This window comes from Actinomadura sp. 9N215 (genome assembly GCF_044326345.1).
GTDB lineage: Bacteria > Actinomycetota > Actinomycetes > Streptosporangiales > Streptosporangiaceae > Spirillospora.
The window spans coordinates 107,619-131,718 of record NZ_JBIRBA010000027.1 but is presented as its reverse complement, the minus strand read 5'-3'; the positions used below and the strand labels follow the sequence as shown (position 1 = coordinate 131,718).

Annotated in this window: 20 protein-coding genes; 12 read left to right on the top strand and 8 right to left on the bottom strand. The window is 72.8% G+C overall.

The genetic code is table 11. The features are described 5' to 3' along the window. Positions 1 to 135: 135 nt before the first annotated feature. Both ACH34T_RS34890 and ACH34T_RS34885 read right to left on the bottom strand, forming a co-directional pair. Positions 136 to 1,080, bottom strand: coding sequence for a TIGR03619 family F420-dependent LLM class oxidoreductase (locus ACH34T_RS34890; RefSeq protein WP_396025234.1), 945 nt, complete (start codon positions 1,078 to 1,080; stop codon positions 136 to 138). A 40-nt stretch (positions 1,081 to 1,120) separates the two neighbouring features. Next, entirely contained in the window at positions 1,121 to 1,693 is a 573-nt protein-coding gene (locus ACH34T_RS34885; RefSeq protein WP_396025233.1) for a MarR family winged helix-turn-helix transcriptional regulator, read from the bottom strand. Positions 1,694 to 1,851: 158 nt separating this feature from the next. Between ACH34T_RS34885 and ACH34T_RS34880 the strand changes: the two genes are divergently transcribed. Beyond that, the gene (locus ACH34T_RS34880) at positions 1,852 to 3,297 is read left to right on the top strand and encodes an APC family permease (RefSeq protein WP_396025232.1); all 1,446 of its coding nucleotides are present in this window, start codon (positions 1,852 to 1,854) and stop codon (positions 3,295 to 3,297) included. A gap of 26 nt (positions 3,298 to 3,323) precedes the next feature. Here the strand turns inward: ACH34T_RS34880 and ACH34T_RS34875 are convergent, their stop codons facing one another. Next, positions 3,324 to 4,112: an acetoacetate decarboxylase family protein gene (locus ACH34T_RS34875; protein WP_396025231.1), complete on the bottom strand. Its 789-nt coding sequence runs from the start codon at positions 4,110 to 4,112 to the stop codon at positions 3,324 to 3,326. 157 nt (positions 4,113 to 4,269) lie between these two features. On the opposite strand from ACH34T_RS34875, the gene ACH34T_RS34870 reads away from it, so the two are divergent. Beyond that, positions 4,270 to 5,625 carry a glutamine synthetase family protein gene (locus tag ACH34T_RS34870; protein ID WP_396025230.1) on the top strand — a complete coding sequence of 452 codons (1,356 nt, stop codon included), beginning with the start codon at positions 4,270 to 4,272 and terminating at the stop codon, positions 5,623 to 5,625. Between the two features lie 10 nt (positions 5,626 to 5,635). Further along, positions 5,636 to 6,889: a cytochrome P450 gene (locus ACH34T_RS34865; RefSeq protein ID WP_396025229.1), complete on the top strand. Its 1,254-nt coding sequence runs from the start codon at positions 5,636 to 5,638 to the stop codon at positions 6,887 to 6,889. Here ACH34T_RS34865 and ACH34T_RS34860 read toward each other — a convergent pair. Continuing rightward, positions 6,886 to 7,809, bottom strand: coding sequence for a hypothetical protein (locus ACH34T_RS34860; protein WP_396025228.1), 924 nt, complete (start codon positions 7,807 to 7,809; stop codon positions 6,886 to 6,888). The two genes, ACH34T_RS34865 and ACH34T_RS34860, sit on opposite strands and share 4 nt — an antisense overlap. A gap of 114 nt (positions 7,810 to 7,923) precedes the next feature. After that, positions 7,924 to 8,907 carry a sigma-70 family RNA polymerase sigma factor gene (locus tag ACH34T_RS34855; protein ID WP_396025227.1) on the bottom strand — a complete coding sequence of 328 codons (984 nt, stop codon included), beginning with the start codon at positions 8,905 to 8,907 and terminating at the stop codon, positions 7,924 to 7,926. Between the two features lie 135 nt (positions 8,908 to 9,042). Between ACH34T_RS34855 and ACH34T_RS34850 the strand changes: the two genes are divergently transcribed. Next, the gene (locus ACH34T_RS34850) at positions 9,043 to 10,464 is read left to right on the top strand and encodes an MFS transporter (RefSeq protein WP_396025226.1); all 1,422 of its coding nucleotides are present in this window, start codon (positions 9,043 to 9,045) and stop codon (positions 10,462 to 10,464) included. A gap of 61 nt (positions 10,465 to 10,525) precedes the next feature. Continuing rightward, positions 10,526 to 11,584, top strand: a complete 1,059-nt coding sequence (locus tag ACH34T_RS34845; RefSeq protein WP_396025225.1) for an alpha/beta hydrolase — start codon at positions 10,526 to 10,528, stop codon at positions 11,582 to 11,584. A gap of 11 nt (positions 11,585 to 11,595) precedes the next feature. On the opposite strand, the gene ACH34T_RS34840 is transcribed toward ACH34T_RS34845, so the two are convergent. Together ACH34T_RS34840 and ACH34T_RS34835 are read right to left on the bottom strand one after the other, a co-directional pair. After that, a complete protein-coding gene (locus ACH34T_RS34840) occupies positions 11,596 to 13,023 on the bottom strand; it encodes an aldehyde dehydrogenase family protein (RefSeq protein WP_396025224.1) in 1,428 nt (475 codons plus the stop codon). A gap of 4 nt (positions 13,024 to 13,027) precedes the next feature. Further along, complete coding sequence (locus ACH34T_RS34835) at positions 13,028 to 14,509, bottom strand: PucR family transcriptional regulator (protein ID WP_396025223.1); 1,482 nt, start codon at positions 14,507 to 14,509, stop codon at positions 13,028 to 13,030. A 91-nt stretch (positions 14,510 to 14,600) separates the two neighbouring features. On the opposite strand from ACH34T_RS34835, the gene gabT reads away from it, so the two are divergent. From gabT to ACH34T_RS34800, 7 genes are all read left to right on the top strand, one after another. After that, positions 14,601 to 15,962: a 4-aminobutyrate--2-oxoglutarate transaminase gene (gene gabT, locus ACH34T_RS34830; protein WP_396025222.1), complete on the top strand. Its 1,362-nt coding sequence runs from the start codon at positions 14,601 to 14,603 to the stop codon at positions 15,960 to 15,962. Between the two features lie 198 nt (positions 15,963 to 16,160). After that, a complete protein-coding gene (locus ACH34T_RS34825; protein ID WP_396025221.1) occupies positions 16,161 to 17,870 on the top strand; it encodes an amidohydrolase in 1,710 nt (569 codons plus the stop codon). A gap of 1 nt (position 17,871) precedes the next feature. Then, on the top strand, positions 17,872 to 19,056 hold the full coding sequence (locus tag ACH34T_RS34820; protein WP_396025220.1) for an ABC transporter substrate-binding protein: 1,185 nt from the start codon (positions 17,872 to 17,874) through the stop codon (positions 19,054 to 19,056). Further along, positions 19,049 to 19,906 carry a branched-chain amino acid ABC transporter permease gene (locus ACH34T_RS34815; RefSeq protein WP_396025219.1) on the top strand — a complete coding sequence of 286 codons (858 nt, stop codon included), beginning with the start codon at positions 19,049 to 19,051 and terminating at the stop codon, positions 19,904 to 19,906. The genes ACH34T_RS34820 and ACH34T_RS34815 overlap by 8 nt, the downstream gene beginning before the upstream one ends. After that, a complete protein-coding gene (locus ACH34T_RS34810) occupies positions 19,893 to 21,590 on the top strand; it encodes an ATP-binding cassette domain-containing protein (protein ID WP_396025218.1) in 1,698 nt (565 codons plus the stop codon). Before ACH34T_RS34815 ends, ACH34T_RS34810 begins: the two co-directional genes overlap by 14 nt. Then, a complete protein-coding gene (locus tag ACH34T_RS34805) occupies positions 21,587 to 22,291 on the top strand; it encodes an ABC transporter ATP-binding protein (protein WP_396025217.1) in 705 nt (234 codons plus the stop codon). The genes ACH34T_RS34810 and ACH34T_RS34805 overlap by 4 nt, the downstream gene beginning before the upstream one ends. Positions 22,292 to 22,313: 22 nt before the next feature. Continuing rightward, positions 22,314 to 23,105, top strand: coding sequence for an SDR family NAD(P)-dependent oxidoreductase (locus tag ACH34T_RS34800; protein ID WP_396025216.1), 792 nt, complete (start codon positions 22,314 to 22,316; stop codon positions 23,103 to 23,105). On the opposite strand, the gene ACH34T_RS34795 is transcribed toward ACH34T_RS34800, so the two are convergent. Next, the gene (locus tag ACH34T_RS34795; protein WP_396025215.1) at positions 23,102 to 24,097 is read right to left on the bottom strand and encodes an LLM class flavin-dependent oxidoreductase; all 996 of its coding nucleotides are present in this window, start codon (positions 24,095 to 24,097) and stop codon (positions 23,102 to 23,104) included. The two genes, ACH34T_RS34800 and ACH34T_RS34795, sit on opposite strands and share 4 nt — an antisense overlap. Positions 24,098 to 24,100 lie beyond the last annotated feature (3 nt).

The following is a 24,100-nucleotide window of genomic DNA, read 5'->3' as shown; positions in this document are numbered from 1 at the left end:
GGGGCGGCGCGGGTGGTGGGGGGTCGGGGGGGGGGGCCTGGGGGAGCCCGGGCGGACGGCCGGTCAGGACGTCAGGACGTCAGGACGTCAGGACGTCAGGACGTCAGGACGTCAGGACGTCAGGACGTCAGCGCCTCATGACGTCAGCGCCTCGGCGCGGCGGACGACCTCGCGGCAGAACGCGCCGACGCCGGCCGGGTCGTCGGTGAACTGGGACGGTTTGATGCAGAACGTCGTGAACCCCTGTTCCAGCTGCGACGGGATGCTCTCCAGGGCCGGTTCGAGCGGGGACACCGAGTCGTCGTCGGGGAACACGGGACGGCAGCCGCCGATCATCTCCAGGTCGGCTGCGTCCCGTCCGGCGGCGGCCATGGCGGCGCCGAGGCGTTCCAGCTCCTCCGGGGTGGGGCGTCCCAGCGGGTGGAAGCCGTGCCCGTACTTCACGAGCCGGTCGAGGAGACGGTCGTGGAGGTGCTGCCCGCCGAGCCACATGCGCGGCCCGTCCGGACGGTACGCGCGTGGCTCGAAGTAGACGTCCTCGAAGGAGAAGTGGGTTCCGCGGTAGGTGACGGGGGAGCCGCGCCACAGCAGGTCCCAGATCTCCAGCTGCTCGTCGAGGATCGCGCCGCGCTTCCCGAACGGGACGTTCAGCGCCGCGTACTCGTCCCGGCTCCAGCTCACGGTCGGCTGGACGACGAGCCGCCCCTCGGACAGCAGGTCGAGCGTGCCGATGTCGCGGGCCAGCGCGAGCGGGTGCCGCAGCGGCGCGAGGACGGCCGCCGCCGCCAGCCTGATCCGGCTTGTGACGGGCGCGATCGCGCCGAGCAGCATCAGCGAGCCGGGCCACGGGGTGAACGGGTCCTGGTTGCCGGGGTAGGCGTAGTCGCGCGGGTTGCCCATGACGCCCTTCGCGCCCGCGTCCGGGCCGAGCACGATGTGCTCGCTGACCATGACGGCGTCGAATCCGGCGTCCTCGGCCTCGCGCGCCCACCGGACGAGCGTCGGCAGGTCGCGTCCTGTGGTGAGGGTCCAGTTCTCGCTGAGCACGAGCACGAAGCGTGGCGATGGCGTTGGCGTCATCCCGGCATCGTATGGGCCCAAACGAAACGTGGGCAAGGGGTCAGCCGCGGGAGCGGCGGCCCGAGCGGCGCGGCGGCGGCGGGGACTCGGCCCGCAGCGAGGCGCGCCGCCCGTCGCCCTCCTCCTCCAGGTGCTCGATGATCGACCGGAGCGTCTGCGCGAGACCCCGGTTGTCGTCGCCGGTCAGCCGCTCCACCACGAACGCCTCCTCGGCGTTGAACGCCGGGAACAGGCTCCGCATCAGCTCCTGGCCCTTCTCGGTGAGCCGGAGCAGGACGAGCCGCCCGTCGGTGGCGTGCGAGCGGCGCTCGATCAGGCCGCGCCCCTCCAGCGTCTTGACGACCCCGGTGAGCGTCCCCTTGGAGATCCCCGCCTCCTCGGCGACGTGGCGCGTCTCCATCTCGCCCCAGATCCACACGACCCACAGGACGACGAACGCGGTCCAGGTCAGGTCGGCGCCGCGCAGCACCGAGCTCTCGAAGTGCTGCCGGATCGCGGCGGCGGCCCGGTAGATGTTGGAGACGGCCATCATCGCGTCGTGCCGCAGCGGGACGTCCCCGAGCCGCGCCTGGATGGCCTGCTCGGTCTCTTGCAGTGTGTGGTGCCCGGTCACGTGCGTCCTCCAAGGGGCCCGGCGCTGACGACCCTGTCCCGGGCCGAAGGCGAATCTACTCTTGCCGACGCCCGGCCGACTTCGTACGATCCTCGCGACCCATATTCGTGCGGGCCCAAACGATACCTCGTGGGCCCGCTCCGGCAAGGGAGCCGTGCATGGCGATCCCCGAAGACGTCGCGTCCACCTCGCCCGCCGGGACCGGCCGCCGCCGCATCGGCGTCCCCGAGATCGTGTTCTTCGTCGTCGCCGCGTCGGCCCCGCTGACCGTCGCCGCCGGGGGGCTGCCGACCTCGTTCGCCGTCACCGGCGTCGTCGGCATCCCGCTGCTGTACGTGGTGCTGGCGGTGCTGCTCACCGTCTTCACCGGCGGGTACGCGGCGATGAGCCGGTCCATCGCCAACGCCGGGGCCTTCTACTCCTACGTGACCAACGGGCTCGGACGGATCGCGGGCGTCGGCACCGCGTTCGTCGCCCTCATCTCCTACAACACGATGCAGATCGGCCTGTACGGCCTGTTCGGGTTCACCACGGCCGACTTCCTCAAGGCCAAGCTGAGCATCGACCTGCCCTGGTGGACGGTCGCGCTCGGCGGCGTCGCGGTCGTCTCCGTCCTCGGGTTCCGGCGCATCGACCTGAACGCCCGCGTCCTCGGGGTGCTGCTCGCGGTCGAGTTCCTGACCGTCCTGGTCTTCGACCTCGCGCAGCTCGCGGACGCCCCGTCCGGCGTCTCGACGGCCCCGCTCGGCTGGGACGCCGCGACGTCCGGCTCGGTCGGCGCCGCGTTCTGCTTCGCGATGGCCAGCTTCATGGGCTTCGAGGCCGCCGCCCTCTACAGCGAGGAATGCCGCGACCCCCGCCGGACGGTCGGCCGCGCCACCTACGTGGCCGTCGCCGTCATCGGCGTGTTCTACGCGTTCACCGCCTGGGCCATGACCGTCGGCGCCGGCTCCTCGGAGATCGTCGGACGGGCCCAGAAGGACGGCCCGGCGCTCGTCTTCGTCCTGTCCGAGGAGCACGTCGGGAGGCTGTTCGCCGACATGGCGCAGCTCTTCCTGGTGACGAGCCTCTTCGCGTCGCTGCTGTCGTTCCACAACGCGGTGGCGCGGTACTTCTTCTCGCTGGGGCGCGAGGGCGTGCTGCCGTCGCCGCTGAGCCGGACGCACGACCGCCACGGCTCGCCGCACATCGGGTCGCTGACGCAGACCGTGCTCGCCGCCGTCGTCGTGATCGTCTTCGCGTTCTCCGGCAAGGACCCCGTGCTGACGCTCTTCAACTGGTTCACCAACCTGGGCGCGCTCGGCGTGATCCTGCTCCTGACGCTGGTGTCGGCCGCCGTGGTGGCCTACTTCGCCCGCGACCGGCGGGGCGAGAACGCCTGGAACCGGCTGGTCGCGCCCGCCGTCGCCTGCCTGGGGCTGGGCGCGGTGTTCGTCACCAGCCTGCTCAACTTCGACGCCCTGCTCGGCGCGGAGAAGGGGTCCTCGCTGACGTGGGTGCTGCCCGGGCTCATCTTCGCGGCCGCGGTGCTGGGCGTGGCGTTCGCCGTGTACCTGCGCAGGGCGCGCCCGTCCGCCTACGCCCGGATCGGCACCGGAACCTGACCTCGCGGAGCGGGGCGGGGCGGAGGTCAGGCCAGGCGGCGGCCGCCGTTCCAGACGACGCCGACCTGGCGGAAGTAGGCGGCGATGGGCTCCTCGACCGTCAGCAGGGAGAGCTCCTCGGTCGGGGAGTCGAACAGGCGCAGCTCGGCGTCGCCCTTCCACGCCGGACCGGCCTCGAAGCCGGCGGCGCCGGACTCGATCAGCTCGTCCAGCGCCGCGGGCCCGCCGGGCTCGACGGACGGCAGGTACCGGTGGTGCGCCATCGGATGCCCGTTGACGAAGCCGTTCGTCTCGGACGGCTCCCGCAACGTCACCACTGCCTCGGCGATGCGGCGGTCGGCGGCGGCCAGGGTGGCGCCGAAGCGGCCCCCGGCGGCGAGCCGCGGGGCGCCCTGGCCGTAGGGGTGCGGACGCGACTGGTGGATGGAGCCGAGCTTCTTCGGATACCCCTGGTGCAGGCCGCGCGCGATGGCGAAGTCCTTGTCGACCCAGATGTAGACGCAGCGGGAGTACGTCCGTCCCTCGAAGGAGCAGCGGACGACGACGAAGCACTCCTTGTACTGCGCGCGGACGGGGTCGAGCAGTTCCTCGCCGGACTCCGAGCACGACTGCCAGTCGGCCCAGATGATCGCGACCGCGCCTGGGTCGTCGGCGGCGGGGGACAGCGGCTCGGGGAGCAGTTCGGCGACGCGGGCGGGGTCGGTACGGTACTCGACGGTGAGCAGGTCGCCCGAGTAGTGCCACGGCGGGCTCGGGATCAGCGACGAGCGGCCCGTCGCGGTCCGGGGGTGCAGGAAGCCTCGCACGGTCGCCACCACGTTCCTCCAACGTATCGTTTGGGTCCGTACGATAGTGGCTCGGGTGCGGGTTCGCCACCTCCACCCCCTGGCGATCAGGGCGTTTCTGCGGGGAATCTTGTCAGGAGTGTCCGTCCGCCATATGGTTTGAGTCCAAATGACTTGAGGGGGTTGCGTGAGCCGACCGGTCGAGGACGTGGTGAGGGAACTGGCCGCCGACGGGATCGACGTGGTCCGGGTGTCCTATCCCGATCTGATCGGCGTCGAGCGGGCGCGGGACGTGCTCGTCGAGCGGCTGCCCGCCGCCGTCGACCACGGGCTGTCGTTCTGCCGCGCGGTCTACCACACGACCCCGCGGGGCGACACCGTCGAGGTCCCCGGCGGGCTGGACGCCGGGCTCCCCGACATCTCCGTGCGCCCCGACCTGGCCACCCTGGCGAAGATCCCGTGGGAGGACGGCGTCGCGTCCTGCCTCGGTGAGGCGTACGAGCCCGCCAGCGACGACCTCTGCCCCGAAGGGCCCCGCGAGGTGCTGCGCCGCGCCATCGCCAGGCTGGGCGAACTCGGGCTCGACGCCGTCGCGGGGCCCGAGTTCGAGTACTACCTGTGCGAGCCCGACCCGTCCTCCCCGACCGGCTGGCGGCGCTATGCCGACGCGCCCGGCAACGTCTACACCGCCGGACGCAACGGCGACCCCGACGGCCACATCCTGCGCACCCTCCGCCACCTGCGCGATCTCGGACTCGGCGTGACCATGGGCAACCACGAGTTCGGCGGCGGCCAGTTCGAGATCAACCTCGACCACTCCGCCGCGCTCGACGCCGCCGACCGCGCGTTCCGGTTCAAGACGTCCGTGCAGGAGATCGCCCGCACGGAGGGACGGCTCGCCACGTTCATGGCCAAGCCGTTCAACGGCCAGGACGGCTCCGGGTTCCACGTCCACCTGTCCTGCCTGGACGCCGAAGGCCGCAACGTCTTCGACGGCGCCGGTCTCGACGGCACGGGCCCGGACGGCCTGTCCGACACCGCGCACCACGCCGTCGCCGGGGTCCTGGAGCACGCGCCCGCGCTCGCCGCGCTGCTCAACCCGACCGTCAACTCCTACAAGCGGTTCGGCCCCGACAGCCTCGCCCCCTGGCTGGTCGACTGGGGCCTGGACAACCGCAGCGCCATGGTCCGGATCCCGCCCGAGCGCGGCGCCGCGTCCCGCCTGGAGGTCCGGCTCGGGGACGCCAGCGCCAACCCCTACCTCGGGATCGCCGGCCTGCTCGCCGCCGTCTACCTGGGCGTCCGCGACAAGGCGTCCGCGCCGCCGCCGCTGGAGGGCTACGGCTACGACGCCGGCAAGTCGCCCGTCCTGCCCGGCGACCTGCCCGCCGCGCTGGACGCCCTCGCCGCCGACACGGCCCTCGTCGACGTGCTCGGCGAGCCGTTCGTCACCGCCTTCCTCGCCTACAAGCGCGACGAGGTCGCGCGCTTCCGCCGCCACGTCACCGACTGGGAGTTCCGCGAATACGCGTACCACCTCTAAGGGAGGCCCGTTGCCGAACGAGACCCTGGCCGTCGACCTCGCCGACCTCGACAACTTCATGGACGACGCGACCCCGTGGCGGATGTTCGAGACGCTGCGCCGCGAACGGCCCGTCCACTGGAACCCCGAGCCGGACGGCGGCGGCGGCTTCTGGTCCCTCACCCGGCACGCGCACATCGTGGCCGCCGACCGCGACTCCGCCACGTTCACGTCCGAGAGGTTCGTCAACCTGGAGGAGGTGGACGAGCGCCAGGCCGAGATCCGCCGCTCCATGCTGGAGACCGACGGGCCCCGGCACATCGCCCTCCGCCGCGTCCTGCAGCGCGAGTTCACGCCCCGCGCCATCGCCGGGTACGCCACGTTCCTGCGCGGCCTCACCGCCCGCACCCTCGACGCCGCCCTCGCCAAGGGCACGTTCGACTTCGTCGACGAGATCGCCGCCGACTTCCCCATCAACGTGCTCGCCCGCATGCTGGACGTCCCCGACGGTGACACCCGCCGCCTCATCGACTGGGGCAACCGGATCATCGCCAACACCGACCCCGAGTACGCCGACGTCCTGCTGCACAGCGCGGAGAGCGAGCAGTACCGCGACCTGCCGTTCCGCAGCCCCGCGGCCCTGGAGGTCTTCGAGTACGGACACGAGCTCGCCGCCCGCCGCCGCGGCGGATCGGGCACCGACCTCATCAGCCGCCTCGTCAACCAGACCCCGATGGACGGCGAGCCCCTCTCCGACCGCGACTTCGACAACTACTTCCTGCTGCTCGTCGTCGCCGGGAACGAGACGACCCGGCACGCCATCACCCACGCCATGCGCGCCCTGATCGACCACCCCGACCAGGCCGAACGCCTCCGCGCCGACCTCGACGTGATGCCCACGGCCGTCGAGGAGTTCATCCGCTGGGCCTCGCCCGTCTACCACTTCCGCCGCACGGCGACCCGCGACACCGACGTGGACGGCACCCCGATCCGCGAGGGCGACAAGGTCGTCCTGTGGTTCGCGTCCGGCAACCGCGACGAGGCCGTCTTCACCGACCCGCACCGCTTCGACGTCACCCGCTCCCCGAACGACCACATCACGTTCGGCAAGGGCGGCCCCCACTACTGCCTCGGCGCCGCCCTCGCCCGCCTGGAGATGCGGATCATGTTCGAGGAGCTGCTGCCGCGCCTGTCCGGCATCAGCGTGGCGGGCGACGTCCGCCGCGTCCGCTCCAACTTCGTCAACGGCATCAAACAGATGCCCGTCACTGTCACCCTCGCCTAGGCGTAGGGGTCGGACGACTCCAGCGCGAGCGCGCGGACCTCGACCAGGTCGTCGTCGGTGTAGCCGGCCGGCAGCTCCAGGCCGAGCGCCTGGAACAGGTCGCGGATCTCGTCCGGGGACGGGACGCCGCTCAGCTGCATGCCCTTCACGGCCTGCAGCGGCAGCCGCTTGGCCTGCTGGAAGCTGACGTGCAGCTCCGAGTCCCAGACCAGGTAGGACGGGGTGCCGCTATTGATCACGAGGGCGGGGAACTCCGGCCCCCGCTGGGTGAAGATCAGGCAGCTCGACGACAGCTCGTAGCGCAGCAGCGAGTAGGCGGACGAGAGCCGGACGTCGATGTCGAGGAGCTCGTAGTCCTGCTGGTGCCAGCACGCGGCGAGGATCGTGGCGAACAGCTCGCGGCGGGTCGCCTCGACCGTCCACGACTGCTCCGGGCTGTCCGGGCCGGTCGCGAGCCGCTGGTGCAGGCGCACGAACTGGTGGCACAGGTCCGGGTTCATGGGGTCGAGGATCTCCATCCGGAACTCCAGCCTGCGCCGCCTCGGCTTGGCCCTCGACACGCACTCCGGCAGCGTGACCGCGCGGATGTAGGCGCCGGTGGCGCCGCGGAACACCCACCGGTCGGTCTCGCGGCGCGCCTCGGTCAGGATGCGGTTGCACTCGTGGCCGCTGATGACGCGCACGTCCATCTGCTTCTGCAGCGCCTTCACGGACTGCTGGACCTCGTCGCCGCGGGTGTCGCTCCGGGCGCGGTCGCGCAGCAGCACGAGGGAGACGACGGCCAGGGTCGCCATGGTGGCGCTCTGCACGACCTTGGTGGAGGCGACCCCCGCGATGTCCAGGCCGAGGATGGCGACCGCGAGGACGAATGCCACGGCGACGTCGACATAGCCCGTCAGCAACTTCCACGCTCGCTGCATCCACCACTCCCGTCACGCCCTGCGACCCGGCCGCGACGATCCTAGCCATGGCCGCGAGGGCGCCAGAAGCCTTTCAGGGATGGGGGTTCCGTCCGGCCGGGGTCGGTCGCGTGGTCAGGGGAGGGTGAGGGGGAGGTCGAAGTAGGCGAACAAGGTGTCGTCGATGAAGCTCGATATGTGGACGATGCCGGACCTGGTCACGGTGAGCACCTGGAGGGAGTGGGCGCGCAGGACGTCGTCGTCGCGCCGCAGGTACATGCCGTATGCGGGCTGGCCGTTCGCCTCCGTCGGCACGAGCCGGGTATAGCCGGGGACCGGTGACAGCCGCGCGCTGAGCAGCCGTGCGATCGCGTCCCGGCCGGTGAACCACTGCGGGACGGGCGGCATCTCCCAGGACGCCTGCTCGGTGAGGAGCCGGGTGATCGCGGGGATGTCGACCGCCTCGAAGGCCTTGGCGTACCGGTCGAGGAGCTCGCGCCGCACCGGGTCGTCCGGCTCGGTGATCTCGTCGCTGGCGGGGACGAGCCGCTCCAGCCGGGCCCGGGCGCGCAGCAGCGTGCTGTTCACCCCCGCGCCGGTCATCCCGAGCAGCTCGGCGACGTCGGCCGCCGGCCAGGCCAGCACGTCCCGCAGGATCACCACGGCCCGCTGCCTGCCGGGCAGGTACTGGAGCGCGGCGATCAGCGCCAGGCGCAGCCCGGCCCGCGACGCCACGATCGCGGCCGGGTCCTCCGGCGCGCGGCCGATCAGCCGTTCGGAGAACGGCTCCAGCCAGGTCACCTCGGGGGCGAAGTTGCGGGGCGGCGGCGGGTCGTCCGACGGGCCGGCGAGGCCGGACGGCATCACGCGGCGGCTGCTGTGTTCCAGGGCGTTCAGGCAGGTGTTGGTCGCTATCCGGTACAGCCACGTCCGCAGCGACGCCCTGCCGTCGAATCCGGCGTACGAGCGCCATGCGCGCAGGTAGACCTCCTGGACGAGGTCCTCTGCGTCGTGGACGGAACCGAGCATGCGGTAGCAGTAGGCCAGCAGCTCGCGCCGGAACGGGTCCGTCAGCCGCGCGAACTCCTCCGGCCCGGTGTCTCTCTCATCGGTCTTCATCAGGACGCACCTCCCCATGTACTGACCGGCGACGGCGGCCGAAGTCGTCGGGTCTCGTCCGCTGAATCTCACGGCTTGGCCGGTTTGTACAGGTGACCGGTGAAATCCCTTCACCCGAGACTCTAAGGACCGCGCATGGCGCAGAGGACACGCGGCTGGCTGCTCGGCCTGACCGCGGCGGCGTCGCTGATGGTGGCGCTGGACGCGACGGTCGTGGCGACCGCGCTGACGAGTATCCAGCAGGACCTGTCCGCCAGCCTCGAACAGCTCGAATGGACGGTGAACGCCTACAACCTGACCTTCGCCGCGCTGCTGATGACCGGGGCCGCGCTCGGCGACCGGCTCGGGCGCAGGCGCATGTTCGCCGCCGGTCTCGGGCTGTTCACGGCCGCGTCGGCGGCGTGCGCCCTGGCCCCCGGGATCGGCTGGCTGATCGCCGCGCGGGCCGTCCAGGGCGGCGGGGCCGCGCTGGTGATGCCGCTGGCGATGGCGCTGCTCAGCAACGGGTTCCCGCCCGAGCGGCGCGCCAAGGCCCTGGGGATCTTCGCGGGGCTGACCGGCCTGGCGGTCGTGGCCGGGCCGGTGGTCGGCGGGATCGTCACCGAGGGACTGGCCTGGCAGTGGATCTTCTGGCTCAACGTCCCGATCGGCTTGGCCGTGATCCCGCTGGTGCTGCGGCGCGTCCCGGAGAGCCGCGGCGGCGGGGCGTCCTTCGACCTCGGCGGCGTCGTGCTGGTGACGGGCGGCGCGCTGGGGCTGGTCTGGGGCCTGATCCGCGCCGGCGCGGTGGGCTGGGACGCGTTCGAGGCGGTCGGCGCGCTGGCGGCCGGTGTGGTGCTGCTGGCGGCGTTCGTGGGCTGGGAGCTGCGCGTCCGGCAGCCGATGGTGCCGATGCGGCTGCTGCGCTCGCGCGGCTTCTCCGCAGGCAACGCGGCCGGGCTGTTCATGTACGCGTCGCTGTACGGCTCGCTGTTCTTCATGACGCAGTTCCTCCAGGCGGGCCTGGGGCTGGGGCCGATGGCGACCGGGCTGCATCTCGTCCCGTGGACGGCGACCGTGACCGTGGTGGCGCCCGTCGCCGGGGCGCTGGTGAACCGCGTCGGGTCCCGTGTCCTCACCGCCGCCGGGCTGGGCATGCAGGCCGCCGGGATGGGGTGGATCGGGCTCGTCGCCGAGCCGTCGATGGCGTACTGGCAGCTCGTCGCGCCGATGGTGCTCGCGGGCGCCGGGGTCAGCATGGCGATGCCCGCCGCGCAGACCTCGGTCATCAACGCCGTCGCGCCGCCGGAGATCGGGAAGGCGTCGGGCGTCTTCAACACCGTCCGGCAGTTCGCGGCGGTGTTCGGCGTGGCGATCCTGGCGGCGGTGTTCACCGCCGGGGGCGGGTACGGCACCGCGCACACCTTCGCCGACGGGTTCGCCCCGGCGATCGCGGTGAGCGGCGCGCTGTCCCTGGGCGGTGCGCTCGCAGGGCTCTTCATCCCCCGGCCGGGCAGGGCGCTACGGACGGCGCCGGTCCCGTCCGTATCGCGCCCCGCGCACAAGGCGACCCGCTGAGCGGAGCCTTACCGGCCCGGACGCTACGATCAGCGGCGCCGAAGCGTCCCCGGGAGGAATGATGCCGCGACTGAGTGAGATCGCCCCGCCCCGGCTCACGAGGGGCCTGCTTCGCGCGGTGTTCGAGCTGCCCAGGCCGGTGAAGCGGCTGGTGGCCGGGGCGCCGATACGGCTGGACGGCCAGGAGCTCGACCTGGACGCCCAGCTCCTGGTCCTGATGACGCGGCTGGAGGGCGGGCGCCTGGGCGCGCCCACGGTGGCGGAGGCGCGGCAGGGCCTCCGGCGTGGGCGGATCTACCTCAACCGGGTGCCCGCGCGTCCGGTGCGGACGCGGGACGTCGACGCGGGCGGCGTCCCGGCACGGCTCTACACGCCGAAGGGCCTGCCGGACGGCTCCCCGCTGCTCGTCTTCTACCACGGCGGCGGCTGGGTCATCGGCGACCTCGACACGCACGACACGGTGTGCCGCTACCTGGCCGTCCACGCCGAGGTGCGGGTGCTGTCGGTCGACTACCGGCTCGCGCCGGAGCACCGGTATCCGGCGGCGCCCGAGGACGCGCTGGCCGCCTTCGAGTACGCGGCCACGAACGCGGAGAAACTGGGCGCCGACCCGGCGGCCGTCGCGGTCGGGGGCGACAGCGCGGGCGGCAACCTCGCGGCCGTCGTCGGGGTGCTCGCCGAGCGCAGGCCCGCCTTCGCGCTGCTGTTCTACCCGGCGACCGACATGACGGTCAGGCGGCGGTCGCGGGAGCTGTTCGGGGCCGGGTTCTACCTGACCGACGCCGACATGACCTGGTACAGCGGCCACTACTGCCCGGACAAGGCGCGGCGCGCCGACCCGTCCGCGTCGCCGCTGCTTGCCGCGGACGTCAGCGGGTTCCCGCCGACGTACCTCGTCACGGCCGGGTTCGATCCGCTGCGGGACGAGGGCGAGGCGTTCGCGCGGCGGCTGGAGGAGGCCGGGGTCCCGGTCGCGCTGCGGCGCCAGGACGACCTCATCCACGGCTTCGCGAACATGTGGTCGCTGGGCGGACGGTTCCAGGAGGCGATGTCCGAAGCGGCCGGGGCCCTGCGCACCGGACTGTACGCAGGGCCCCGCCGCTCGAAGGAACAGGGTTAGAGACAGCAGGGTTAGAGCGGCAGACCCGTGAGGATCATGACCTTCTCCTCCGTGTAGTCGGCCATCGCGGAGCGCAGCCCCTCGCGGCCGACGCCGGAGTCCTTCACGCCGCCGTACGGCATCTGGTCGGCGCGGTAGGACGGGACGTCGCCGATCACGACGCCGCCCACCTCCAGCTCGCGGTGCGCCCGGAACGCGATGTCGATGCTCCGCGTGAACACGCCCGCCTGGAGCCCGAACTTGGAGTCGTTGACCAGCGCGAACGCGTCGTCAACGCCGTCCACGGCCTGGACGAACATGACCGGCCCGAAGACCTCCTCGCGGGACACCTTCGCGTCGGTGGGGACGTCCCCGAGCACCGTGGGCGCGTACGCGGCGCCCTCGCGGGTGCCGCCGGTCAGGACCTTGGCGCCCGCGGCGACGGCCTCGTCCACCCAGGACTCGACGCGCTCGGCCGCCTCCCGGCTGACGAGCGGGCCGACCTGCGTCTTGTCGTCCCACGGGTCGCCGGTGACGAGGGTGCCGACCGTCTCGACGAGCTTCGGCACGAACTCGTCGTAGACGGAGCGGTCGACGTAGACGCGCTGGACGGCGATGCAGCTCTGCCCCGCCTGGTAGTTGGAGAACAGGCCGATGCGCTTGGCGGCCCAGTCGAGGTCGGCGTCCGGCAGGACGACCGCCGCGCCGTTCCCGCCGAGTTCGAGCGTGACGTGCTTGCGCGGCGCCCGGTCGTTGATCGCCCAGCCGACGGGCACGGACCCGGTGAACGACACGATCGGCAGGCGCGGGTCGTCGACCAGCGCGGACGCCCGGTCGTTCGGCACCGGCAGGACGGAGAACATCCCGGCGGGCAGGTCGGACTCGGCGAGCAGCTCGCCGAGCAGCAGCGCGGACAGCGGCGTCGCCGGGGCGGGCTTCAGCACGATCGGCGTCCCGGCCGCGATCGCCGGGGCGATCTTGTGGGCGGCGAGGTTCAGCGGGAAGTTGAACGGCGAGATGCCGAGCACCGGGCCCTTCGGCACGCGGGTGATGTAGGCCATCCGGCCCTCGGCGGCCGGGTCGGTGTCGAGCCGCTGCGTGGTGGCGCTGAACCGGCGGGCCTCCTCGGCGGCGAACCGGAACGTGGAGATCGCGCGGGTCACCTCGCCGCGCGCCCACAGCAGCGGCTTGCCGTTCTCGCCGGTGATCAGCCGGGCGACCTCCTCGGCCCGCTCGGCGAGCCGCGCGGACACGTGCGCGAGCGCCTCGGCCCGCACGTGCAGGGGCAGCGCGGCCGCCCGCGCGCGGACCGCGTGCGCCGCGGCGACGGCCTCCTCCACCTGCCCGGGGGTCGGGACGGCCGCCGTCCCGACCACGCGGCCGTCATAGGGATGCGTAACGGTGAGCTCGCCGTCACCGGTCTCGGGCCGGCCGGCCAGCCAGAATGGGGTCACGTTCATGGCTTCACGCTATCTCCGGCGGGGGCGTATGCGAGTCTCCACGCTGTCCAATCCGGTCGTCCGGACTGGACGTGATGGCGAGCGCGATCCACAGCTCCGCGCGGACGGCCGGATCGTCGAGGTCGCGGTCCAGGAGTTCGGCCGCCTTGCGCATCCGTGACCGGAGCGTGTGCCGGTGGACGCCGAGCGCCCGCGCCGCCGCCTCCCCCTGCCCGTTGGCCGCGACGTACGCCCGCACGGTCTCGACCAGGTCCTCGTCGCGGAGCGGGGTGAGGAGCGCGTCGGCGAAGGCGTGCGCGGGGCCCGGGTCGAGGAGCTGGAGGACGCCCTGCCCGGGAAGCGCGGAGTAGCGGACGGCGTCCCGGCGCGTCCGGACGGCCGCGGCCAGCGCCTCCTCGGCCTGTCGCAACGCGCTTCCGAGATCGTCCGTGGCGGGATCGGAGACGCCGATCGGGCCGGTGGCGGCGAGCAGGGGCTCGACGGCGTCGGCCACCTCGTCCGGGACGATCACGGCGGCGCGCCCGTCGAGCGGGAGCGCCAGGCACCGCGCCCCCGCCGGGTCGGACTCCAGGACGTCGAGCACGGCGTCCCCGCCCGCGCAGGCCAGCACGCGCACCGGCCCGCGGGGCACCGCCGGGCCGTCGCCTGGACGTCCGAGCAGCAGCGCCGCGAGCGAGGCCCGCAGTTCCCGGCCGGTCCGCGGCGTCTCCGACTGGAGTGTGAGAAGCGCGATGGCCGCGCCGACGATCGTGTGCGCGACGTGGGGGAGCGGCGCGCCCGTCCCGACGGCGAGAAAGCCGCGCGGCCGTCCGCCCAGCCCGATCCGCTGCACCACGATGTGGTCGCCGGGGACGGCCAGCGCCACGCTCGCGGGCGCGCCTCCGTCCGCCGGGCGGCCCCGCCGCAGCCGGGCCAGTTCCGGCGCGATGGCGGCGGCGCGGTCGCGGGCGGCGGCGGGCTCGGCGTGCTGGACGGCCCCGGACGCGTCCAGCAGCAGCGCCCACCCGCCGAGCAGCCGCGCCAGCCGGGCGACGAGCGCGCCGGGACCGGTCAGGGCGGCGCGGGTCAGCTCGCGCTGCGCCTGGAACGCGCGGGTCACGTCCTCGTACATCTCGGCGGCGAGCATCCGCGAGACGGCCTTGCCGATGGCGATGAACGGGGTCGGCCGCGGCACCTCAAGCAGGACGAGCCCCTGCTCCCGCGCCGCGGCGATCAGCTCGGGCGGGACGTCGTCGTGGATGACGCCGACCGCGAACCCGAGCCCGGCGACGCCGCGTCCGACCAGCCGGGACACGTAGCCCGCGGCGTTCGCACCGCCCAGCCGCATGCCCGTGGTGAGGACTAGCTCGCCGCCCTCCAGGAAGGGCGTCGGGTCCTCCAGCTCGCTGACCGCGACCCAGACGACGAGCGCGTCCGGCAGCGGCCCGGTCAGCGACCGGAGGCCGAGCTGCGGGAGGGCGGCCACGGAGGCCAGCGTGGGCGGCATCGCAATCCCTGTGCAAAGTGTCTATCCCGAGGGGCGGATTTCGCCGCCCCGTACGGTTCATCGTAGGCCGCCGCCGTCCTATGTTCAGGCCATGACCAGCCAGGACCCTGCCCAGCCCGCCGGCGGCGCGCGCCTGCCGCAGGAACGACGCGTCGTCACCGAGATCCCCGGCCCGCGCTCCCGGGAGCTGCAGAAGCGCCGGACGGCGGCCGTCCCGCCGGGCGTCGGCAGCGTGCTGCCGGTGTACGTGACGGACGCGGGCGGCGGCGTGGTCGTCGACGCGGACGGCAACTCGCTGATCGACTTCGGCTCCGGCATCGCGGTCACCGGCGTCGGCAACGCCAACCCGCGGGTCGCCGCGCGGGTGAAGGCGCAGGCCGACCGGTTCACCCACACCTGCTTCATGGTCGCGCCGTACGAGTCGTACGTCGCGGTGTGCGAGAACCTCAACCGGATCACGCCGGGCGGCCACGAGAAGCGCTCGTTCCTGGTGAACAGCGGCGCGGAGGCCGTGGAGAACGCCGTCAAGATCGCCCGGTACGCCACCGGACGGGACGCGATCGTCGTGTTCGACCACGGCTACCACGGCCGGACGCTGCTGACGATGACGCTGACCTCGAAGAACATGCCGTACAAGCACGGGTTCGGCCCGTACGCGCCCGAGGTCTACCGGATGCCGCTGGCCTACCCGTTCCGCTGGCCGACCGGGCCGGAGAACTGCGGTCCCGAGGCGGCGGCGCAGGCGATCGACCAGATCAGCAAGCAGATCGGCCCGACGAACGTCGCGGCCGTGCTGATCGAGCCGATCCAGGGCGAGGGCGGGTTCATCGAGCCCGCCCCGGGGTTCCTGCCCGCGCTGGCCGAGTTCTGCCGCGCGAACGGCATCCTGTTCATCGCCGACGAGGTCCAGACGGGCTTCGCCCGGACGGGCGACATGTTCGCCTGCGAGCACGAGGGCGTCGTCCCGGACATCGTCGCGACGGCGAAGGGCATCGCGGGCGGGCTGCCGCTCGCCGGGGTCACCGGCCGCGCCGACATCATGGACAAGGTGCACGGCGGCGGGCTCGGCGGCACCTACGGCGGCAACCCGCTCGCCTGCGAGGCGGCGCTGGCCGTGCTGGAGGAGATCGAGGACGGCAAGCTCACCGAGCGCGCCCGCCGGATCGGCGAGATCATGCTGCCCCGGCTGCGCGTCCTCGCCGGGCGGCATCCCGAGATCGGCGACGTGCGCGGCCGCGGCGCGATGGTCGCGATCGAGCTGGTGCGGCCGGGCACGAAGGACCCCGATGCGGAGCTGACCGCCCGGATCGCGTCCCGCTGCCACGAGCGGGGGCTGCTCGTATTGACGACGGGGACGTACGGGAACGTCCTGCGCTTCCTCCCGCCGCTCGTCATCCCGGAGGATCTGCTCACCGAGGGCCTCGACGTCCTTGAGGAGGCGTTCGCGGGCTGACCTGCACGAACCAGGGCCGCCGGCCCCCCGAGCGGGGTCGGCGGTTCCGGCATGCCCGGACGCCTGTGAAGGGCGTCACTCCGTTATGCCCCCGTTATTGACCCTCCGTTATCGGGCCCCGTACGTTCGCAATACGTTTGGGCCCAAATTTTCACCCCCGAGGGCGAGGGGGACCGAGTGCGAGGGATGGACCGAGGCATGAAATCGGACGCGACCCCGGACCTGGTGCTGCTTGACGGCGAGGTCCTCACGGCCGACGCGGACTTCTCCGCTGCGCGGGCGCTGGCCATCACCGGCGGGACGATCACCGCGGTCGGCGGCACCGACGAGATCCGCGCGCTGGCCGGGCCGCGCACGCAGGTCGTCGACCTTCGCGGCCGCACCGCGCTCCCCGGCATCAACGACTCGCACCTGCACGGCTGCGCGTTCGGCGCGACCCGTCCGCCGCTGGCCCTGGACGTCGGATTCCCGGCCGTCCGGTCGATCGCCGACATCCAGGAGTCGGTGAAGGAGGCCGCGTCCCGGACCCCGGCGGGCGAGTGGATCCGCGGCAACGGCTGGGACCCCGGCTACCTGTCCGAATGCGGTGAAGGCGGCCGCATGCCCGACCGCGCCGACCTCGACGCTGTCGCCCCGGCCCACCCCGTCTACCTCCAGGACTTCAGCGGCCACCTCACCTGGGCCAACTCCGCCGCCCTCGAACTGGCAGGCGTCACCCGCGACACGGTCGCCCCCGAGGGCGGCGTCATCCACGCCGACGGCGCGGGCAACCCCACCGGCCTGCTCGCCGAGGGCGCGCAGCTGCTGGTCCAGGGGCTCCTGCCCGCCTACACCCGCGAGGAGATCGAGCGGGCCATCCGCGCGAACGTCGCCGTCCTGCACAAGGAGGGCATCACCAGCTACACCGAGCCCGGCCTCGGCCCCGGCGGCAAGAGCCTGTTCGCCGGCGCCGCCGACCAGCTCACCCTGGACGTCTACGGCGACCTCGCCCGCGCCGGCGACCTCGGCGCCCGCGTCAGCGTCCTGCTGCTGCTCACCGGCATGGGCGGCTCCGCCGCCGAGATCGCCGAGGGCCTCGCGAGCGCGCGCATCCCGGACGACGTCGACCCGCGCCTCCTCCGCGTCATCGGCGTCAAGCTCTTCGCCGACGGCACCCCGCCCAACAAGACAGCGTGGATGCGCGACGAGTACGCCGGAGGCGGCGGGTTCGGCTGCCTGTGCGTGCACGGCGCCACCGACGCGCTCCGCACCACCGAGCTCAACGAGATGATCCGCCTCGCGCACGTCGCGGGACACCAGCTCGGCGTGCACGTCACCGGCGACCGCTCCCTCGACGCCGTCGTGGACGCGCTGGAGGCAGCGCAGATCCAGCACCCCCGCGACGACCCGCGGCACTACGTCATCCACGCCGACCTCCCGGGGCCGCAGAGCCTCCGCAAGCTCGCCGAGCACCGCTTCGGCGCGAACATGAACCCGGCGATCAAGTGGACGATCGTCGACATGCTGGCAGAGATGCTCGGCCCCGAACGGGCCGCCTACCAGTACCCCGTCCGCTCGGCGCTGGACGCGGGGATCCCCGTGACCGCCAGCTCCGACGCCCCCGTCACCTACCCCAACTGGCGGCAGGGCATCGCGGCGATGATGCTGCGCGAGTCGAAGGCCAGCGGCCGCGTGTACGGGCCGGAGGAGCGCGTCGGGCTGCCCGACGCCGTCCGCGCGTACACCAGCAACGCCGCCTGGCAGGACTTCGCCGAGGACTGGAAGGGCACCCTCGAACCCGGCAGGGCCGCCGACGTCACCGTCCTCGACGGCACCATCACCTCGCTCGACCCGCACGACCTCCCGGACGTCCCCGTCGCGATGACCGTCTTCGACGGCGGGGTCGTCCACAGCACCGAAGGTCTCTGACATGCGAAAAGCACATATCGCACGGATTCTCACCGCCGCCGTCGTGGCGCTGCCCATGGCCGCCTGCGGCTCCGGTTCAGGTTCCGGCTCCGACTCGGGGCCGATCAACATCGGGTCGGTGTCGACGCTGAGCGGCCCGGTCACCTTCCCCGAGGCGTCGCAGGCCGCCCGCGCCGTGTTCGACGACGTCAACGCCAACGGCGGCATCAACGGACGCAAGATCGCCTACACCGCGGCCGACGACAAGGGCGACCCGGCCAGCGCCGCCCTCGCCGCCCGCGACGTCATCCAGAACAAGAAGGCCGTGGCCCTCGCGGGCGGCGCCAGCCTGGTCGACTGCCAGGTCAACGGCCCGCTCTACGAGCAGAACAAGATCACCGACGTGCGCGGGATCGGGGTGGACCCGGGCTGCTTCAGCTCGCCGAACATCTCGCCGGTCAACACCGGCCCGTTCTTCGGCTCGACGGTGTCGCTGTACTACGCGTCCGAGACGCTGAAGCTGAACAAGATCTGCGCGTTCTTCGTCATCATCGGCAGCACCGCGAACGCCTACAAGGAGGGCGTCGACCGCTGGTCCAAGATCACCGGCAAGAAGCTGCTGATCACCGACCTGAGCCTGTCGGCGAACACCACCGACTTCACGCCCTACATCCTGCGGGCGCGGGACGCGGGCTGCGAAGCGGTCCTGTTCAACGGCGTCGAGCCCATGCTGATCGGCTGGGTGAAGGCCGCGCAGGCGCAGCGGGTCAAGGGCATCAAGTGGCTGTTCCTCGCGCCCGCCTACACCGTGGAGGCGTCGAAGGCGCTCGGTCCCGCCGGCAAGGACGTCTACGCGCTGTCGGAGTTCGAGCCGTACACCGACGAGAAGTCCACGGCCAACAAGGACTGGCGAGAGAGCATGACCCGGCACAAGCTGCCGCTCACCGCGTTCGCGCAGGGCGGGTACCTGTCCGCCCAGCACCTCGTCACGGTGCTGCGCTCGATCAAGGGCGACATCACCCGCGAGGCCGTCACCGAGGCGATGAAGAACCTCAAGCCGCTGCCCACGGAGATGACCGGCCTGCCGTTCGCGTTCGGGTCCGGCAAGGCCCACGCCTCCAACCTCGCCGCCAAGTTCGTCCAGCCGGACGGCAAGGGCGGCTGGACCGTGCTCACCGACGACTGGATCAAACTGCCCAATGGTTGAGGGAGCGATAGCGGGACTCGCCGGCGGCGGCGCGTACGCCGCGCTCGGCCTCTGCCTGACGCTGATGTTCCGGCTGGTCAGGGTCGTCAACTTCGCGCAGGTCGCGATCGGCGTGATCGGCGTCTACACGATGGCGGTCACGTCCGAGCACGGCTGGCCCTACGGGCTCGCCGCGCTCGCCGGCCTGCTCGCGGCGACCCTGACCGCCGCCGCGCTCGGCTGGGTGATGGGCAAATGGTTCGGTGAGTCGGGCCCCGACCAGCGTTCCGCGATCTCGATCGCGTTCCTGGTCAGCCTGCTCGCCGTGTCCTACCTGGCGTTCGGGACGGACCCGCGCCGCATGCCCGGCAAGTTCGGCGGCTCGCTGTTCACCGTGAACGACATCACGATCACCCAGGCGGCGGCCGTGTGCGTCGCCGGGTCGATCGTGGTGGCGGCCGGGGCGTGGCTGGTGCTGACCAGGACCGTCCTCGGGCTGCGGCTCCGCGCGCTGTCGGAGCGTCCGACGACCGCGGAGCTGCACGCCATCCCGTCCCGGCGCCTCGGCGTCGGGATGTGGGCGGTCACCGGGCTGCTGTCCGCGGCGGTGCTGCTCGTCATCGCGCCGCAGCAGACCAGCGACCAGACCTCGCTCGCCCTGATGATCATCCCCGCGGGGGCCGCCGCGCTCGTCGGCGGCTTCCGCAGCCTCGGCCTCACGGTCGCGGGCGGGCTCGGGCTCGGCGCGCTGCAGGGCGCGCTCGCGCACGTGTCCGAGCTGCAGCAGTACCGCGACACGGTGCCGTTCCTGGCGATCCTCGCCATCCTGATCTGGTCCCAGCGACGGGAGGTGTGGGATGTCGCGCGTTGATCTCACCTTGTTCAGGCAGCCGGGTGCGGCGCTGGCGGTCGTCGTGGTCGCGGCGGTCGTCGTGCCGCAGTACTGGCTGTTCCTCGCGACGTCCGCGCTGGTGTCGGCGGTCGCGCTGCTCGGCCTCGGCATCGTCGGACGCGCCGGCATGAACTCGCTGTGCCAGCTGTCGTTCGCCGCCGTCGGCGCCTGGACGGTCGCCCAGCTCAACGTCTGGAACGCCCCCGGGACGCTGATCCTCTGGACGATCGCCGGCGGCGTCGTCGCGATGCCGTTCGGCATCCTGATCGGCCTCCCGGCGCTGCGGCTGCGCGGCGTGCACCTCGCCGTCGTCACGCTCGGGTTCGCGGCCGCGGCCGCCGTCGTCGTCTCCGCGGTCAACTTCCCCGGCGTCGACACCTACCAGCAGGTGCTGCGGCCCGAGTTCATCGCCACCGACCGGCAGTACTTCGTCTACGCGGGCCTGCTGTTCGTCGTGCTCGCGCTCGGCGTCGAATGGGTCGGACGCACCCGGATGGGCGCGGCGTGGCGGGCCGTCCGGTTCTCCGAGCGCGCCACCGCCGCGGCCGGGACGAGCGTCGCCCGCGCCAAGCTGTCGGCGTTCGCGCTCAGCGCGTTCGCGGCGGGCCTCGCGGGCGGGCTGCTCGCCGGGCAGGTCGGCATGATCACCGCGCAGAACTTCGGGGTGATCGCGTCGCTGGCGCTGTTCGTCGTCGCGGTGATGGCGGGCAGCGAGTACATCTTCGGCGCCCTGTTCGGCGGCTTCCTGATCATGCTCGTGCCGGAGTTCTTCCGCCGCGCCGGGATCTCCCAGGACTGGGCGAACGTGCTGTTCGGCGTCGGGGCCGTGCAGGCGCTGTCGCAGGGCAGCAGCATCATGGAGGGGCTGGCGCGGCGGCTGCGCGCGCGGCGTCCCGCCCCGGTCCCGCCGCCGCGGGACCAGTCGGACGGCGGCACCCCGCCGCTCGGCACGAAACCGCTGCTGCGAGCGGAAGGGCTCAGCGTCCGGTTCGGGCAGGTCGCCGCGCTGCAGGACGTCGACCTCGTCGTCCCCGAAGGCACCGTCATGGGCCTCATCGGGCCGAACGGCGCGGGCAAGTCGACGCTCACCGACGCGCTGTCCGGGTTCATCAAGGACGCCGCCGGGACCGTCACGCTCGACGGCCGCAGCCTGGACGGCCTGCCCGTCCACCGCCGCGCCGCCGCCGGGCTCCGCCGCACCTTCCAGCAGGACCGCGTCCCGACCGGCCTCACCGTCGGCGCCTACCTGCGCTTCGCCGCGCACCGCACGGTCACGCGGGACGAGCTGGAGGACGTCCGCGCGTTCCTCGGCTGCGCGCCCGCCGCCGCGCACGTCCTCGACCTGGACGTCGGCAGCCGCCGCCTGCTGGAGGTGGCCGCCGCGATCCTCGCCAGGCCCAAGCTGATCGTGCTGGACGAGCCCGCCGCCGGCCTCGCGCACGCCGAGTCGCTCGCGCTCGCCGACCGGCTCATCGAGGTGCCGGCGAGGTTCGGCGCGTCCGTGCTGCTCATCGAGCACGACCTGGACATGGTCCGGCACGCCTGCGCGACGATCGTCGTCCTGGACGCGGGCGCGGTCATCGCCGCGGGACCGCCCGCCGAGGTCCTCGCGAAACCGGAAGTGGCCCGCGCCTACCTGGGAGACGAGGTGGCCCTCACATGAAAGAGCTGAAGCTGGAGGACGTGTCGGTCGGCCGGGGCGGCGCCCCGATCGTCCGGGACGTGACCCTGACCGTCACGGCCGGGGAGGTCACCGTCCTGCTCGGCCCGAACGGCGCCGGGAAGACGACCCTGCTCGAAGCCATCGCGGGCGTCCTGCCGATCACCTCAGGGAAACTGACCGGGGACGGCGACGACCTCACCGGGCTCGACCGGGTCACGCGGGCCAAGCGCGGCATCGCGCTCGTCGAGCAGGGCCGGACGGTCTTCAGCGGCCTCACCGTCGCCGAGAACCTGCGCGTCGTGCGGCGCGGCACCGGAGGCGACCGGGCCCTGGAGCTGTTCCCGGAACTGACGAAGCGCATGGACGTCCAGGCGGGCCTGCTGTCCGGCGGCGAGCAGCAGATGGTCGTGCTGGCCCGCGCCCTGTCGATGTCGCCGACCGTGCTGCTGATCGACGAGATGTCCCTCGGCCTCGCACCGGTGATCGTCAAGCGGCTGCTGCCCGCCGTCCGGGCCCTCGCGGACGCGGGCGCCGCCGTCCTGCTCGTCGAGCAGTTCGCGACGCTCGCCCTGGAGATCGGCGACACCGCGCACGTCCTGGCCGGCGGGCGGCTCACCCACAGCGGCCCGGCCGGGCCGCTGCGCAAGGCCCCGGACGTCCTGCACGCGGCCTATCTTGGTGAGCCTGCGGGCCAAGGCTAAGGGCCACAGCTAAGGAGATGGAATGCAACGGGTTCTGATCGTCACGGGCGGGGGCAGCGGGATCGGCGCCGCCGTCGCCAAGGACGCGGCCGGACGCGGCGACACGGTCGTCATCTGCGGGCGCCGCAAGGACGCGCTGGAGCGGGTCGCCGCCGAGACCGGGGCCGAGCCGCGCGTCTGCGACGTGTCCCGGCCCGAGGCCGTCACGGACCTGGTCGACGGCGTCGTCGCCGCGCACGGACGCCTCGACGGCGTCGTCGCCAACGCGGGCACCCTCCGCAACGGCGGCGTCCTCGACCTGTCGCCCGAGGACTGGGACGTCACCGTCCAGACCAACCTGACCTCGGTGTTCCTGCTGGCCAAGGCCGCGCTGCCGCACCTGATCGAGACGAAGGGCTCGATCGTCGCGGTCTCGTCGGTGGCGTCGCTGCGGGTGCCGCTCGGCTGCGCCGCGTACGCCACGTCCAAGGCCGGGCTGACCATGCTGACCCAGACGATCGCGGTCGACTACGGGCCGCGCGGCATCCGCGCCAACGTCGTGTGCCCCGGCTGGATCCGCACCGAGATGTCCGACCTGGAGATGGGCTACTTCGGCGAGCCGCACGGCCTCGGCCGGGAGGAGGCGTACGACGAGGTCACCCGGCTCGTCCCGCAGGGCAGGGCAGGGACGTCCGAGGAGGCCGCGGCGGCGGTCATGTGGCTGCTCGGCCCGGAGGCGTCGTACGTGAACGGCGCCGTGCTGAGCGTCGACGGCGGCACCGCCCTGCCCGACCCGGGCACCATCCCCTTCAACTTCCAGGTCAGGCCCCGCTAGGCCGGGCTGGGCGCGAAGCTCTCCTTGTACAGGTCGGCGAGGATGTCGTAGGAGCGCAGCCGGTCGGCGTGGTCGAAGACCTGGGTCACCACCATCATCTCGTCCACGCCAGTCCGCTCGATCAGCGCGTCCAGCTGCGTCCGGACGGTCTCCGGCCCGCCGATGACCTGGTCGGCGAGCCGCGAGTCGATCATCTGCCGGTCCAGCGCCGTGTACGGGTAGGCGGCGGTCTCCGCCGGCGACGGCAGCGGACCGGGCGCGCCCCGCCGCAGCCGCAGGAACGCGAGCGCCTGCGGCTGCGCCATCTCCCGCGCCTTCTCGTCGGTGTCGGCCGCCATGACCGACACGCCGATCATCGAGTACGGCTCGTCCAGCGCCCCCGGACGGAACGACTCCCGGTACAGGTTCAGCGCCGGGACGGTGTTCTGCGCGCTGAAATGGTGCGCGAACGCGAACGGCAGCCCGAGCAGCCCCGCCAGCCGCGCGCTGTACCCGCTGGATCCGAGCAGCCACACCGGCGGCTCGTTGCCCGCGGCCGGGGTCACCTTGCTGTCCGCGCCGAAGTAGCCGCGCAGCTCGACGACCTGCTCGGGGAAGTCGTCCACCGACAGGGCCTCGGGGGAGCGGCGCAGCGCCAGCGCGGTGGCCTGGTCGGTGCCGGGCGCGCGGCCGAGGCCGAGGTCGATGCGTCCCGGGTAGAGCGCCTCCAGCGTCCCGAACTGCTCGGCGACCACCATCGGCGCGTGGTTCGGCAGCATCACCCCGCCTGACCCGACCCGCATCGTGGCCGTCGCCGCCGCGACCTGCCCGATCAGCACGGCCGTCGCGGAGCTGGCGATGCCGGGCATCGCGTGGTGCTCGGCCAGCCAGTACCGGTGGAAGCCGAGCCGCTCGGCGTGCCGGGCCAGGTCGAGGGTGTTGCGCAGCGCCTGGCCTGACGTGGAGCCGCTGACGACGGGCGCGAGGTCCAGGACGGAGAAGGGAACGCTCATAAC